The following is a 13934-nucleotide window of genomic DNA, read 5'->3' as shown; positions in this document are numbered from 1 at the left end:
TGTTTACTATACCACATTGCTTTTGCAAAGACTATACTCAAAAAGGTTTTAGTTTTGCAAAGAATGGTTATAAGGAAAATGAATGATAGGAGAGGACGGCATGTATTTATGAAACTAAACGACACGATTGAACGACTACGCTCAAATTTTTGGTACTTACCCACTTTATATGGAGTCGTTGCTTTTTTATTAGCCTTGTTAACGATGCAGTTTGATTACTTTATTACAAAGCAAGAACCGTGGATGAAGTACATACCGAAAGTCATTTTATCAGATAAAGACTTGGCTCAAACCGTACTAAGCTCGATTTCAACTTCGTTACTCACAATTACAACCATTACTTTTTCGTCTATTTTGGTTGTCCTTACTACTTTCTTATCGAACTTTTCACCAAGAACAGTTCAGAACTTTATTACCGATCATAATACCCGGCGTGTGCTTGGTAGCTTTATTGGCGGGTTTGTTTACTCCGTTATTTTATTGCTACTGCTAAAGAAAGATAACGACCAACAGCTATTTTTAGCACCTACCTTTGCCATTATCGTGACAATTTTTTGCTTAGCTGTCTTCGTTTTTTTCGTTCATCATACCGCTTCTTGGATTCAAGTAGGAAATTTAATCTTCAACATTTCCTCTGCTACTACAAAGATTATTGATGGAAATTATCCTGACCGCGGAACAGAGCGAATTGATGCTCCATTCGAACAATCAGACCTAAACGAAAGCAATGAACAACATCCCGTTGAAATTACCCCTTCCATATCAGGGTATATTGAGTTCATTAATACAGATCAGCTCTTACGGGTGGCCATTGAGCATGATATTGTCATTAAAGTACATAAGCGACAACCAGATTTTACAGATAAGTACTCTCCTTTATTTTCAATATGGGGAGGAAAAAAAGAAGATGTGGAAAAATCACTTCAAGATGCTGTGTTAATTGGGGAGCAACGAGCGCCTTATCGAGACGTTGAGTTTGGGTTGCGAAAATTAGCGGAGATTGCTTTAAGAGCTATTTCACCTGCTGTCAATGATCCGAATACTGCCATTAACTGTATTGAACAGATCGGAAATATCTTGGCTCGTCTTGGTAAAAAGAAACTTCCGCGACCTTACTATTACGATGAAAATAACAAGGTAAGAGTCATTATGCAACGTCCTCGTTTTTTTGATTACTTATACTTAAGCTTTTATCAAATTCGTCACTATGCAAAAGAAGATGTATCCGTTAACCGTAGTATCATTAAAGCACTGATTGTCATTGCAGAGAGTAACGATAACGAGATTCGAGAAATGGTATGGGAGTTTAGTGAATATATAGTGGAAGGCATCCAAGTTGATACACTGTTAACCCTAGATAAAAGGTACATGAACGAACTCATTGCAAACCTTGCTCATGTGTGCCATAAATCCACAAAAGGAACAGGTTTATAAATGAGCAAGTACTCTTGAATGCACAATAAAAGAAGTAGCATGCTAAATAAGGTGAAGCAATCATTTTGACTTCATTACAGGTTTATTAGATAATTACTCATCATGTACTTTTGAAAGGAGTTTATGTATGACACAATCATTAAAAGGAAAAGTTGCACTTATCACAGGAGCTGGTAAGGGTATTGGTCGTTCGACAGCACTTGCACTTGCTAAAGAAGGCGTACATATCGGACTCATCGCACGCACAGAAGCAGATTTACAGTCTGTTGTAAAAGAAGTAGAAGCACTTGGTGTAAAAGCAGCTTATGCAACAGCAGATGTAGCATCTATGCAAGAAGTGGAAGCAGCAGTTGCTTCGTTAAAAGAAGAGCTTGGTTCAACCGATATTTTAGTAAACAACGCAGGAATTGCAAAGTTCGGTAAATTCCTAGAAGTTGATCCTGAGGATTGGAAGAAAATCATTGATGTAAACTTAATGGGTGTGTACTATGTGACACGTGCTGTTTTACCACAAATGATTGAAAAGAACAGTGGAGACATTATCAACGTGTCATCAACCGCAGGTCAAAAAGGAGCACCGGTTACAAGTGCTTATAGTGCTTCAAAGTTTGGTGTATTAGGCTTAACGGAATCTCTTGCATTAGAAGTTCGCAAACATAACATTCGTGTTTCTGCCCTAACACCAAGTACAGTGGCAACAGACTTAGCAATTGACCAAAACTTAACAGATGGTAACCCTGAAAAAGTCATGCAACCAGAAGATTTAGCAGAATTCATGGTGGCACAATTAAAACTACATCCACGCATCTTCATTAAATCGGCTGGAATGTGGTCTACAAATCCATAAATAAGCAGATAGGGTATGTCAAACAATCACGCTGGTGTGCATTTGACATACCCTACTTTTTTATTGTTTCGGTTGATCTGTCGCTGGTGTTAATTCTTCAGCCAGTTCTTCAAATGATTTCACTTTACCATGAGTCGGGTTTTGCGATTCTTTTCTTACGCGCCATTGACGCTCTTGTTGTTTTTTTGATTGTGTCATATTGTTTATCCTCCTATCAATCATTTCCTTTATTAGAGTGGCATCTCTGCTTATAATTATGCTTAAAAGAAAGGTGGAAGATTGTGAAATATTTTCGTTTGGTGTGCCTTGTACACCTTGGCTTTTATCTCAGTTTTGGGGATGTCACTCCGTTTTGGTATACGTTCCCTATCGTCTATGGCTTATTAATTATACTGTCAAGACCATACATACGCGTCTCTCAATTGCCTTTTTCTATGTGGATGTTAAGTATGAGTAGTGGTGTTTTCTTATATTTACTGTTTTTAATTGGCTCATACGTTTTAACACCGTTTTCGATTGAGCCTTACGTAGATGCTCTTTATGCGTCGATTGCACCTACTACATGGTGGCAGCATCTTGCGCTTTTGCTACTCATTATTCCCGGGGAAGAAATTGTTTGGCGAGGATACCTCTACAAAAAGCTCGCATTTCTTTCTTCTCCCTCTCTTCGAATATTAATAGCGACTGCTTTGTATACAAGTGTTCATGTGTATGCACTTAACCCTTTGCTTCTTCTTGCCGCGATTGTTGGTGGCATTGTGTGGGGGACTTTATATGAAAAAACAAAGAGCTTACCATTTGTCATCGTTTCGCATTTGGTGTTTGACCTTCTTCTTCTATATCTTTTTCCTCTCAAGTGAAAAAGGACCGTCCTTTTATGACGGTCTCTTTTGCCATTTTATGAAGCTCCCTCTTTTTCAATCGTTTGATTGAGATGAGTGGTAAACCATTGGTCAATTTCTTTGTTGTATTCATCAAAGTAAGCTTTAATTGGATGATCTGCACCTTTGTATACAATAAATTTATATTCTTTCCCTTGTTTTTCAAGGTGTTGTACTAATTTTTGAGCTTGAGTGTGATGGACTTTTTTATCTCGGTCACCATGCAGTAACAAAAGCGGTGAATTGACTTTTTCGCTCCAGTAAATAACAGAACGACTCGTATACTTGTCATAATCACGAACGGGGTCTCCAACGAGCTGTTGCAAAACGCTCTTCATTTCGGTTCCTCTTTGCTCATAAAATTGAAACATATCCGTAATACCTGCCACAACGGCCACAGCATCAAATTGAATATCATTCTTCATCAGTAAGTATGTCATCATGCCACCACGAGAATAACCGATGGCTACTTTTTTATTTTCATTTACATACGGCAACGATTCAGCCCAGTGAATTAAGTTGATAACGTCGTGAATATCATCGCCCCCATACGTTTCTACTCCTTCGCTTCCACCATTACCACGATATTGTGTGGTGACCACTACATAGCCTTTTGCTGCCCAAGATGACAAGTATTCTAATGTTCTTTTATTAACCGCTCCGTGATCTCGATTTCCACCTCGGTTGTAGACAAGCAGCGGCAATTGTTTATTTTTGATGTCTTTTGGTTGTAATAAAAAGCCTTTGATTTGTAGTCCATCACTTGGGTACGTTAACTCATACACATCAACTTGACTCGCATATGGAGACATAAGATACATTTTCCTTTTAAAATCATCACGGCTCTCTGCATGGTTTAAAAAGAGCGTTAATGACAATCCAATCACTGCAAGTAATACAACGATGCTCCACCTTTTCAATATGAACCTCTCCTCGGTTGTCTATATCATTAGGATGAATCCTTGCTTGGCAAATTACCCTTAGAATTGTTGGATGGATAGGATAAATATGACAGCACGTGTTCGACCTTTTATCTTTATAGTAAAGGTATTTGAGTTACCTGACTAGAGAATTTTAAGATTGATTTATTAACGTTTTTGTGAACAGAAAACGAAGAAAAATTTTATGCACAAAACCCCTTGCCAACTTATCAATTATCGCAATCGATTTTATCGGCAAAGGGTTTAGTTAGCTAACACTACATTTCGTTGTCTTAGCTTCTTTTTCCATTCTCTTTTGCAATACCTATTCCCGTGTATCCTAATACAACAGAAACAATCGGACATAGTAAAAGGAAGAAAGCGTAAGGTGCGTAATCCACCACATCAACACCTAATGTTTGAGCAATAAACGCACCACTAACTCCCCATGGAATAAGCGGATTTACAAGTGTTCCTGCATCTTCTAACGTACGTGATAAGTTCTTTGATGCAAGGTTCCACTTTTCATACAATGGTTTAAATGTTTGACCTGGTAATAAAATTGATAAATACTGCTCTCCTGTAATGACATTGACACCAATAGAAGATAATACAGTTGATAGTACAACATCACCACTTCGACGAATTTTATTAGCTAATCCTTCTAGAAGTGATTTCACAATGCCAACTTCTCTCATCAATCCACCTAACGCAAGAGCAATCATGACAAGTGAAATTGACCACATCATGGATTGCAATCCACCACGATTCACAATCGTATCAACAATTTCATTCCCTGATTCAACTTTTAAACCTTGTTGTAAGATGGTGAATAATTGTGGCAATGATTGTTGCTGAAGAACAAGCGCTGTCACAAATCCTGTTAAAATTCCCGCAATTAAGGTTGGAATCACATCAAATCGTTTAACAGACAAAATAAGGACAAGTAATGGTGAAAGAAGCGTAAGTAAGCTAATTGTAAACTGCTCACTAAGTACCGTTTGTACGGCTGCAATATCATCATATTGAAAAGCAGAATAGTCCGTACGCATTCCAATGACAAAGAAAATCACCGCAGTAATAAGTAAGCTCGGCAGCGTCGTCCAAAGCATATGACGAATATGTGTAAAAAGCTTTACTCCAACAATTCCAGACGCAAAATTCGTTGTATCAGAAAGTGGCGACATTTTATCACCAAATGCTGCACCCGATACAATCGCACCTGCTGCTAAGCCTGGATGCACACCAACCGCTGTTCCAATTCCAATTAACGCCACACCTACTGTACTGACCGTTGTAAATGTACTTCCTGTAAAGGTAGATACAATAACAGTAATAAGTAAGGCACTAATTAAGAAGTAAGAAGGTGAAACCCAGCTAAATCCATATGATAAAATGGTCGGAATCGTTCCGCTTGCCATCCAGATGGCAATGAGCAAGCCAATTAAACCTAAAATGATAATTGGTTTAATCCCTAACTTAATTCCTTCTAAAATCCCGTTTTCAAGTTCTGACCATTTGTATTTTAGAAAAACACCGATAATACTTAGTAAAACGACACTCATTAATAATGGAATATGAGGTTCTACTTTTAAAATAAATAAACTAACAAAAATAAACGCTAAGATAAGTACGATAATACTTAATGATTGCCAAAATGATAGCTGTTTTCTCATGATCTCTAATCTCCTCTTCTACTTTCACACTTAAACGCTTTTACGCTTTTGTGCAGTTAAGTGCGAAACCTAGTTGAAGTATAAGCTCTCCCCTATTGTTTGTCAATTGGTCAACGTCTCATTCTTCGTGTGAATTTATATGTTTTTTCCTTATTATATAGGGTAAAAAGTAAAAAACAGAAAATCTGCACTTTTTGTAAAACATCATCTCTTTTTCTATAGCATGATCGTTAACAAAAACAACCAAAAACAAGATGAAGCAAAATAGTTGAAAGTCAAAAAAGGTCAAAGTATAATGAAGTTACAATAGTCAAAGATAGTCAAAGTCAAACCTCATTTCTTTGACCATTTTTACAATCATTTTAGGAGGTAGAAAAAATGATTTGTCAAAACTGTCATCAACATCACGCAACGATTCATTTAAATATGCAAGTCAATAATGAAAAGAAACACTATCGTTTATGTCATAAATGTTACCAAGAAGTCGTTAATCAATATAAAATTCCATCTGGATTAGGTGGTGGATTTATGAATATGGATGAATTATTCCATCAAATGGCCAACGAGCAACCAACAGGAGCCAAACAAACAGCCCCTTCTCCATCAAAAGGCGGAGGTGGATTGTTAGATGAGTTTGGCCGAAACTTAACACAGATTGCGAAAACTGGGTTGATTGATCCTGTGATTGGACGTGACGATGAAATTGAACGCGTCATTGAAATTTTAAATCGTCGCAATAAAAACAACCCTGTATTAATTGGTGAGCCTGGAGTTGGTAAAACAGCGATTGCAGAAGGGCTAGCATTAAAAATTGCAGAAGGTGACGTTCCTTCAAAGCTAGTCAATAAAGATGTGTATTTATTAGATGTTGCATCGCTTGTTGCTAACACAGGAATTCGTGGTCAATTCGAAGAACGTATGAAGCACTTGATTACTGAACTGCAACAACGTAAAAACGTGATTTTGTTTATTGATGAAATCCATTTACTTGTTGGTGCAGGATCTGCAGAAGGCTCAATGGATGCTGGAAACATTTTAAAACCAGCACTTGCGCGTGGAGAGTTACAACTTGTAGGTGCAACGACGTTAAAAGAGTATCGTGCCATTGAAAAAGATGCAGCTCTAGAACGTCGCTTTCAGCCAGTTATGGTTCATGAACCTACCGTGGATGAAGCGATTGAAATTTTAAAAGGGATTCAATCGAAATACGAAGCTTTCCACAACGTAACCTTTACGGACGAAGCCATCAAAGCTTGTGTCACACTGTCACATCGTTATATTCAGGACCGTTTCTTACCTGATAAAGCCATTGACTTATTAGACGAAGCTGGTTCGAAAATGAATTTACAAGCTGGTGTGACAAATAAAGACGATGTAGAAAATCGTTTAAAAGAAATCTCTGTACAAAAAGAAGACGCGTTAAAAGAAGAAAAGTACGAAGTTGCAGCAAAACTTCGTGATGAAGAAATGAAGCTTGAGAAGCAATTAACGGATGATTCAAACCGCGAAGCAACTGTTGATGTTTCACAGATTGAACGTATTATTGAAAAGAAAACAGGGATTCCTGTTGGGAAACTTCAAGCGAATGAAACAACAAAAATGAAACACCTTGCTGATCATCTACAAGAGAAAGTAATTGGTCAACAAGAAGCCGTACAAAAAGTCGCAAAAGCGGTTCGTCGCTCTCGTGCTGGCTTAAAAGCTAAACACCGTCCAATTGGTTCATTTTTATTTGTAGGTCCAACAGGTGTAGGTAAAACAGAGCTAACAAAAACGTTAGCGGAAGAATTATTTGGCTCTAAAGACGCGATGGTGCGCCTTGATATGAGCGAGTATATGGAAAAACATGCTGTATCAAAATTAATCGGTTCACCTCCAGGTTATGTTGGCCATGAAGAAGCAGGTCAATTAACTGAAAAAGTGCGCCGCAACCCATACTCCATCATCTTATTAGATGAAATTGAAAAAGCACACCCTGATGTTCAGCATATGTTTTTACAAATTTTAGAAGATGGTCGTTTAACAGATAGTCAAGGTCGTACTGTAAGCTTTAAAGATACGGTCATTATCATGACAAGTAATGCTGGAGTGGGTGAAAAGAAAATTACGGTTGGATTCGAAGCAAACAATGATGCATTAAAACAAGCATCCATTCTTGATTCGTTATCATCTTACTTCAAACCTGAATTTTTAAACCGTTTTGATGCCATCATTGAATTCAATCACCTTGATAAGCAAGACCTTGTCAAGATTGTCGACTTGTTACTTGTTGACTTACAGGAAACGCTGTCTGAACAACAAGTGACACTTACAATATCAGACGCAGCCAAAGAAAAGATGGCCGAGTTAGGGTATCATCCAGCTTTCGGAGCACGACCTTTACGCCGCGTTATTCAAGAACAAGTAGAAGATCGAATCACAGATTTACTACTAGACGAAACAACAATAGCTACTCTGTATATAGATGTCGAAGAAGACACGATTATCGTTCGACCTTCTTCATCTAATTAAGGAAAAAGAAACTGGGATATAAGTCTTTTAGTCAGTTAGATCCGAACTATCATAGGTTATCCTATTGATAGTTCGGATCTTTTGTTGAATCGGAAAACAGTTTTAGAAAATGGTGGAATGAAGCGTAGGCACTCGACTTCTGCGGGAGATAATGGAACGAACTTGTTCTTATAACCTAACAATTATAGAAAAGTCATCGTTCGTCTTTAAGAAGGAATTAAGCTTAAAAAGTGGATTTAGATACAGCGGCCCTTACCTCTGTATCCATTGATATGACTGGATTTTATGGCAAGGGCCGTTGTGGGCTGAGCCAAACAGGGGTGTTCCTTGCCCCTTTTGTCTTGGCTCCTAATTTATTCGGTTGTCTCTTCTTCCGTTTCTTCTTGTTGCTCAGTTTCTGGTGTTTCTTCTTGTTGATCCTCTGTTTGACCGCTACAAGCCGTAACCAACATAACCGCTAAAAGTGAACCAAATAGTTTGACTGCTAGACGTTTGTTCATATTTCACGTTCTCCCTTCAGATCTTAAAAGTAAGCCACTATGTACATCATGTTGTGTGGCTCTGTCCTGATTATATGAGATCTAGTGAGACAAGTGTTGATTTTTACAAGATTATCACCAAATCTTTACAGCTGTTTCACGCTGTAATATTTCCTTTTTATTCCCTTTACAAATGTTGGTTTCAAGGAGAAATGAGAGAGTTGGAATCTGTTTTATTTTTACCATCAAGATGGAGAACAACTTTTTACTGAAGTTTATCAAACCGACTTTACCTTCTTTCCTTTAAAACAGGTGTTTATTAATTTATTTAAAAATGCACTAGAATCGATGTCTAAAGGTGGGGCGTTATCCATTCAATCCACTTTAGGTGATTCGACGATTTCTATTATGATAACCGATACAGGAAGTGGAATTCCCCAAGAAATTTTAGCTCACATTCAAAAACCATTTTTCACAACAAAGAAGCAAGGAACGAGACTAGGATTGATGGTATCAAATAAAATTATCGCCGCACACAAAGGAAAACTTGCCATTACAAGTGAAAGAAATGAAGGAACAACCATTTCGATTACACTTCCTTTCGTAATCAATGAGTAAAAAAGCGTGATACAGCCAAAAAGCACTGTATCACGCTTTTTTTATCTATTCATCTTTATTTCCTTATGATACTATAAAAATTAGAAAACTAGGTAAACATAGGAAAGGTACTTTACATGAACAAACATGCTTCTAACCATCAACATAATATCCTTCTCTTTAAAACATTTTGGTGTTTTTATTTCTTCCATACACTTTCATATAAAGTCATTGACTCACAACCAACACCTATCTCCCCTCTTGTTGGTTTACTTATGATGACTGTCTTATCTGCTTTTATCTATTTTCATATACATCCTTCAGTAACCATGTATACGTTTATTTTCTTCTATTATCTATACATGGCTTATCTAAACATCATTGAACCAGAGATTGTGAATTACATTTTTCTATTTTTAGGAATTATTATTAGTGTCATTTACCAAAGTTACCGACTTATTTTCACATCAACTGTTCTGTCTCTTTCTTTACTTTGGTACTTATATGAACGTTCTTTTACTATAATGAAGGCAGACATTACCGAAGCGGACCTTATTTACTTTCTCTTATTTGCTGTTTTTATTATGCTTTTCGTGTTGTATTATACAAAGTTCACGAAAAGTCTATGGACTGTCACGAAGATGAAAATAAACGAACAAGAAACAGAACTACATTCAAGTCAAGAATACCTTCAATCCTTTTTCACGTATAATAATGACGCGATATCTGTTTTTAGTGTGGATGGGAAAGTGATTTCTGTAAACCCTGCATTTGAACGAACGTATGGATGGATGAAAGAAGAGATTGTTGGCCTTGAGATGCCATTTATCCCTGAACCACTAAAAAAGAGTGCATTTGATCGCTTTGAGCGTGTAAGAAGTGGCGAAAGTATGATTAGCTTTGAAACACAAGATGTACACAAAGATGGCCATTTCATTGATGTTGAAATTACTCTTTCTCCTATCTATGATCAAAAGCAGACAGTCATTGCTCTTTCTGCCATCGCTCGTGATATAACGGAGAAAAAAGAAACAAAAGAATTTTTAAGAAGAACGGATAAATTATCACTAGCAGGAGAAATGGCCGCTGGAGTGGCTCATGAAATCCGCAATCCTTTAACGTCTTTACAAGGGTTTGTGCAACTTATTGATGAGAAAAGTCCCGAACATCATATGTATACATCGATTATGAAGTCTGAAATCAAGCGCATTGATGGTATTGTTAATGAATTTTTAATGCTTGCAAAGCCTCAACCTGTTTCCATGAAGCCTCATTTATTTCGAGGTATCCTAAACGATGTCATTTTGTTGTTTGAAACAGAATGCGCGTTAAAAAACGTATTGATTGACGTTCGCATGAACATCCGTGACACACAACTTATGTGTGATGCGAATCAACTTAAACAAGTTTTTATTAACTTATTAAAAAATGCGATTGAAGCCATGCCAAACGGTGGCCTTATTTCCATATCAGTCACGCACTATGAAAATGAATTAGTGATTACAATACAAGATTCAGGAGAAGGGATTCCTTCACATATGATCAAGCATATCGACAAACCTTTTTTCACGACAAAAGAATATGGTACAGGTCTTGGCTTGTTAATTACAAAAGATATTTTAAAACAACACCACGGATCGATGACAATAGAAAGTAAAGAAAAGCATGGAACAACGATTGAGCTTCGCCTCCCGTTAATTCCATCTGCTGTGTTATCACTTTAAACAAACACCCATCAGTCAAAAGGCTGATGGGTTCTTTGACAAAATAAGGATAAAACTTTCCTTCTTCTTTCTGATTCCTCTCACGTTTGAGTTTAATAAAATAAAAGTAAGAAAACAAACGTGAAAGGTGGCAAAAATGATGTATATGAATGATTTTGAAGCCATGATGATTTATCAGTTACAACAGCAACGCCCACTCCCCCAGCATGTTTATCTAATTTCACCATCGACTAAACACTTTTGGTTTTCAAGAAAAAATAAATAATAAAAAAAAGGGAACGAATCCCTTCTTTTTACGCTTGTGCCGTTGTTGGCTTTTGTTTGTTTTGATCTTTATTCTTTGTCATAATTTGTACAGCCAATAATACGATGAATAGACCAAACCCAGCGATATCTGTAAACCCTTCTGGGATAATAAGCATTAATCCTGCTGTTAGAGCAAGAACACGCTCTCCCCAATGTAGTTTACGATACCAGAATCCAACCATTGCAGCACCGATTGCAATCATACCTGCTAACGCTGTTGCCACAACCCAAATGGTTCTCGTTGGCGTCGTATCAATCATAAGCATTTCTGGTGATAAGACGAAAATATACGGAATAATGAAAGCTGCGATGGCTAATTTCGCAGACTGCACACCCGTTCGAATTGGCTCTCCACCTGATACACCTGAAGCAGCAAACGCCGCTAGCGCAACTGGTGGTGTAATGTCAGCAATGATTCCAAAATAAAACACGAATAAATGAGCTGCTAAGTCTGGTGCACCTAGTAAAATAATAGCTGGCGCTGCAATTGTAGACGTAATAACATAGTTTGCAGTTGTAGGTGAACCCATTCCTAAAATAAGAGCTGCAATCATCGTAAAGAATAACGTTAAGATTTCTACGCCACCCGCAAGCTCTACTAATCCATTTGCTAACTTTAATCCAAGACCTGTTTTCGTTACAATCCCAACAATTAGCCCTGCTGCTGCTGTTGCTGCTGCTACACCTAATGCAGTACGCGCTCCATCAACAAGCGCATCAAAGAAATCGGCAACTGAAATACGTGTTTCTTTACGAATCGCACTCACGGCAATTGTAATGACGATGGCTAATAAAGCTGCTCGTGTCACCGTAACGCCGGACATCAATAGAACAACAACTGCTAGAATTGGAATTAATAAATAAATCTTTTTTAATACTTCTTTTTTGTTTGGAATTTCTTCAGGTGGTAATCCTGTTAATCCGATACGCTTTGCTTCAAAGTGGGTCATAATCCAAATTCCTGTAAAGTATAACAGAGCTGGAATTGTCGCTGCTTTTGCAATATCCCAATACGTAATACCGTTTCCAATAAACTCAACCATCAAAAAGGCTGCTGCTCCCATAATAGGAGGCATTAGTTGGCCACCGGTTGAAGCTGCTGCTTCTACTGCACCTGCGAACTCTTTACGATAACCGAGTTTCTTCATCATTGGAATCGTAAATGATCCTGATGTTACAACGTTTGCAACGGAACTACCACTGATGGTACCTTGAAGGGCACTTGAGAAAATCGCTACTTTGGCAGGACCACCGACACGACGACCGGCAATGACAACCGCTAAATCATTAAAATATTGACCCACCCCTGTCTTCACAAGGAAAGCTCCGAATAAAAGGAATAAGAAAATGAACGTAGAAGATACCCCTAAAGGCGTACCTAAAATTCCTTCTGTTGTAAAGAACATCGTTTGAACTAAACGCTCTAATGATAAGCCACGGTGTACTAAAAACCCTGGCATGTACGGTCCGAATAACCCGTATAGTAAAAAAACGGATGCAATAATGGTAATCGGCAATCCAACCACACGTCTTGTTGCCTCTAATACAAGAACAATCGCTAATAAACCAATAATAAAATCTAATGTATCTAATCGACCTACTTTGTTAACGAGTTCGTTGATTTTTAGTGGCCAATACGAACCAACTACAACTCCTAATAGTGCTAATATTCCATCATACCAAGCAATTTGTAACTTTCCTTTTTTCTTATTCTTCTTAGACGCCGGAAACAGTAAGAAGATAAGTCCTAATGCAAAACCTAGGTGAATCGAACGCTGAACTTGAGCTGCAAACACCCCAAAGACAGCTGTATAGAGCTGATACAATGAAAAAGCTAGCAATCCGCCATATGCAATCCAACCTAGCACACCTGTTAGCTTACGTGTGTTTGCTTCTGGATCATACTTTGCTAGCAACTCTTGTTGCTCTTTTTCTGATAACGTTTCATGTTGTCTATCTTTTTTATCCAAGTATATTCACTCCTTTAATAATGTCCCATAAGTTGACATATTTATAATCTATCCTGATCCATTTTCCTTCTTGTACAAATGAAGAGAATGGTATCTTTCGATTTTGATAAAGCAATGTATGATTGGCGACAACTTGTCCAATCCGCAAGTCAATAAACGGAAAAACAAGGTTCATATCTTTCAGATAATAGCGACCATCTTTTTCAATAAAGGTAGCACCCTCTACCCCTTCAGACGGCATTCCGATCGCAAAATCTTCATATTGTAATTCCACTTGTTTTACGTCGTTTTTATTGGTAATTTCATATGTTTCAATCACATCTGATAAATGAATGGAATGCGTATATTGAATTTTAAAACGATCACTCTTCCCAATCCAAGCATACCCGATTAAGCGACCTGAATTTTCATGTTCGATTACAAGTGCTTCCTTAAACGGAACGAAGCATAAGCTAATACTAATACTCACTAACAGAACGAAAAGCAACCTTTTTTTCATAATAAATCCCCTACATAAGAAAGATGACTCCTCAAAAATGAAGTCATGTGTATTAAGGAAAAGATAGACCAATTGACATCAACTGGTCTA

Annotated in this window: 13 protein-coding genes; 6 read left to right on the top strand and 7 right to left on the bottom strand. The window is 37.5% G+C overall.

Going from position 1 to position 13934, the window contains the following annotated elements:
- Positions 1-108 precede the first annotated feature (108 nt).
- Both DIS06_RS02450 and DIS06_RS02445 read left to right on the top strand, forming a co-directional pair.
- The gene (locus DIS06_RS02450; RefSeq protein WP_162595841.1) at positions 109-1434 is read left to right on the top strand and encodes a DUF2254 domain-containing protein; all 1326 of its coding nucleotides are present in this window, start codon (positions 109-111) and stop codon (positions 1432-1434) included.
- A gap of 127 nt (positions 1435-1561) precedes the next feature.
- The gene (locus tag DIS06_RS02445) at positions 1562-2281 is read left to right on the top strand and encodes a 3-ketoacyl-ACP reductase (protein WP_110111669.1); all 720 of its coding nucleotides are present in this window, start codon (positions 1562-1564) and stop codon (positions 2279-2281) included.
- A gap of 60 nt (positions 2282-2341) precedes the next feature.
- On the opposite strand, the gene DIS06_RS20300 is transcribed toward DIS06_RS02445, so the two are convergent.
- Complete coding sequence (locus DIS06_RS20300; RefSeq protein WP_204166739.1) at positions 2342-2479, bottom strand: DUF6254 family protein; 138 nt, start codon at positions 2477-2479, stop codon at positions 2342-2344.
- Between the two features lie 251 nt (positions 2480-2730).
- Here DIS06_RS20300 and DIS06_RS02440 point away from each other — a divergent pair, with 251 nt between their 5' ends.
- On the top strand, positions 2731-3141 hold the full coding sequence (locus DIS06_RS02440; protein WP_162595840.1) for a CPBP family intramembrane glutamic endopeptidase: 411 nt from the start codon (positions 2731-2733) through the stop codon (positions 3139-3141).
- A gap of 38 nt (positions 3142-3179) precedes the next feature.
- Here DIS06_RS02440 and DIS06_RS02435 read toward each other — a convergent pair whose 3' ends face one another.
- Both DIS06_RS02435 and nhaC read right to left on the bottom strand, forming a co-directional pair.
- Positions 3180-4082, bottom strand: a complete 903-nt coding sequence (locus DIS06_RS02435; protein ID WP_110111667.1) for an alpha/beta hydrolase family protein — start codon at positions 4080-4082, stop codon at positions 3180-3182.
- 293 nt (positions 4083-4375) lie between these two features.
- Positions 4376-5758, bottom strand: a complete 1383-nt coding sequence (nhaC, locus tag DIS06_RS02430; protein WP_110111666.1) for a Na+/H+ antiporter NhaC — start codon at positions 5756-5758, stop codon at positions 4376-4378.
- Positions 5759-6136: 378 nt separating this feature from the next.
- Here nhaC and DIS06_RS02425 point away from each other — a divergent pair, with 378 nt between their 5' ends.
- Positions 6137-8269: an ATP-dependent Clp protease ATP-binding subunit gene (locus DIS06_RS02425; RefSeq protein ID WP_110111665.1), complete on the top strand. Its 2133-nt coding sequence runs from the start codon at positions 6137-6139 to the stop codon at positions 8267-8269.
- Positions 8270-8622: 353 nt separating this feature from the next.
- On the opposite strand, the gene DIS06_RS20015 is transcribed toward DIS06_RS02425, so the two are convergent.
- Positions 8623-8769: a hypothetical protein gene (locus DIS06_RS20015; protein ID WP_162595839.1), complete on the bottom strand. Its 147-nt coding sequence runs from the start codon at positions 8767-8769 to the stop codon at positions 8623-8625.
- Positions 8770-9060: 291 nt separating this feature from the next.
- Here DIS06_RS20015 and DIS06_RS02420 point away from each other — a divergent pair, with 291 nt between their 5' ends.
- Positions 9061-9366 (top strand): ATP-binding protein, encoded by a 306-nt coding sequence (locus DIS06_RS02420; protein ID WP_162595838.1) that lies wholly within the window; start codon positions 9061-9063, stop codon positions 9364-9366.
- A gap of 116 nt (positions 9367-9482) precedes the next feature.
- Positions 9483-11069, top strand: coding sequence for a PAS domain S-box protein (locus tag DIS06_RS02415; RefSeq protein ID WP_110111663.1), 1587 nt, complete (start codon positions 9483-9485; stop codon positions 11067-11069).
- 92 nt (positions 11070-11161) lie between these two features.
- On the opposite strand, the gene DIS06_RS20695 is transcribed toward DIS06_RS02415, so the two are convergent.
- From DIS06_RS20695 to DIS06_RS02405, 3 genes are all read right to left on the bottom strand, one after another.
- On the bottom strand, positions 11162-11296 hold the full coding sequence (locus DIS06_RS20695) for a hypothetical protein (RefSeq protein WP_275425408.1): 135 nt from the start codon (positions 11294-11296) through the stop codon (positions 11162-11164).
- Between the two features lie 66 nt (positions 11297-11362).
- A complete protein-coding gene (locus DIS06_RS02410) occupies positions 11363-13345 on the bottom strand; it encodes a TRAP transporter permease (protein ID WP_110111662.1) in 1983 nt (660 codons plus the stop codon).
- Entirely contained in the window at positions 13338-13844 is a 507-nt protein-coding gene (locus DIS06_RS02405) for a DUF1850 domain-containing protein (RefSeq protein ID WP_110111661.1), read from the bottom strand. The genes DIS06_RS02410 and DIS06_RS02405 overlap by 8 nt, the downstream gene beginning before the upstream one ends.
- Positions 13845-13934: the final 90 nt, after the last annotated feature.

The sequence above is a fragment of the Bacillus sp. CGMCC 1.16541 genome (assembly GCF_003184905.1).
GTDB lineage: Bacteria > Bacillota > Bacilli > Bacillales > Bacillaceae_H > Priestia.
Note: the sequence above shows the minus strand (reverse complement) of the source record. Positions and strands in the feature narration are given on the sequence as shown.

Coding starts and splice junctions, on each gene's coding strand:
- DIS06_RS02425 (WP_110111665.1), top strand. CDS start 6,137: ATGATTTGTCAAAACTGTCATCAACATCACGCAACGATTCATTTAAAT.
- nhaC (WP_110111666.1), bottom strand. CDS start 5,758: ATGAGAAAACAGCTATCATTTTGGCAATCATTAAGTATTATCGTACTT.
- DIS06_RS02415 (WP_110111663.1), top strand. CDS start 9,483: ATGAACAAACATGCTTCTAACCATCAACATAATATCCTTCTCTTTAAA.
- DIS06_RS20695 (WP_275425408.1), bottom strand. CDS start 11,296: ATGGTGAAATTAGATAAACATGCTGGGGGAGTGGGCGTTGCTGTTGTA.
- DIS06_RS20300 (WP_204166739.1), bottom strand. CDS start 2,479: ATGACACAATCAAAAAAACAACAAGAGCGTCAATGGCGCGTAAGAAAA.
- DIS06_RS02440 (WP_162595840.1), top strand. CDS start 2,731: ATGAGTAGTGGTGTTTTCTTATATTTACTGTTTTTAATTGGCTCATAC.
- DIS06_RS02450 (WP_162595841.1), top strand. CDS start 109: ATGAAACTAAACGACACGATTGAACGACTACGCTCAAATTTTTGGTAC.
- DIS06_RS02405 (WP_110111661.1), bottom strand. CDS start 13,844: ATGAAAAAAAGGTTGCTTTTCGTTCTGTTAGTGAGTATTAGTATTAGC.
- DIS06_RS02445 (WP_110111669.1), top strand. CDS start 1,562: ATGACACAATCATTAAAAGGAAAAGTTGCACTTATCACAGGAGCTGGT.
- DIS06_RS20015 (WP_162595839.1), bottom strand. CDS start 8,769: ATGAACAAACGTCTAGCAGTCAAACTATTTGGTTCACTTTTAGCGGTT.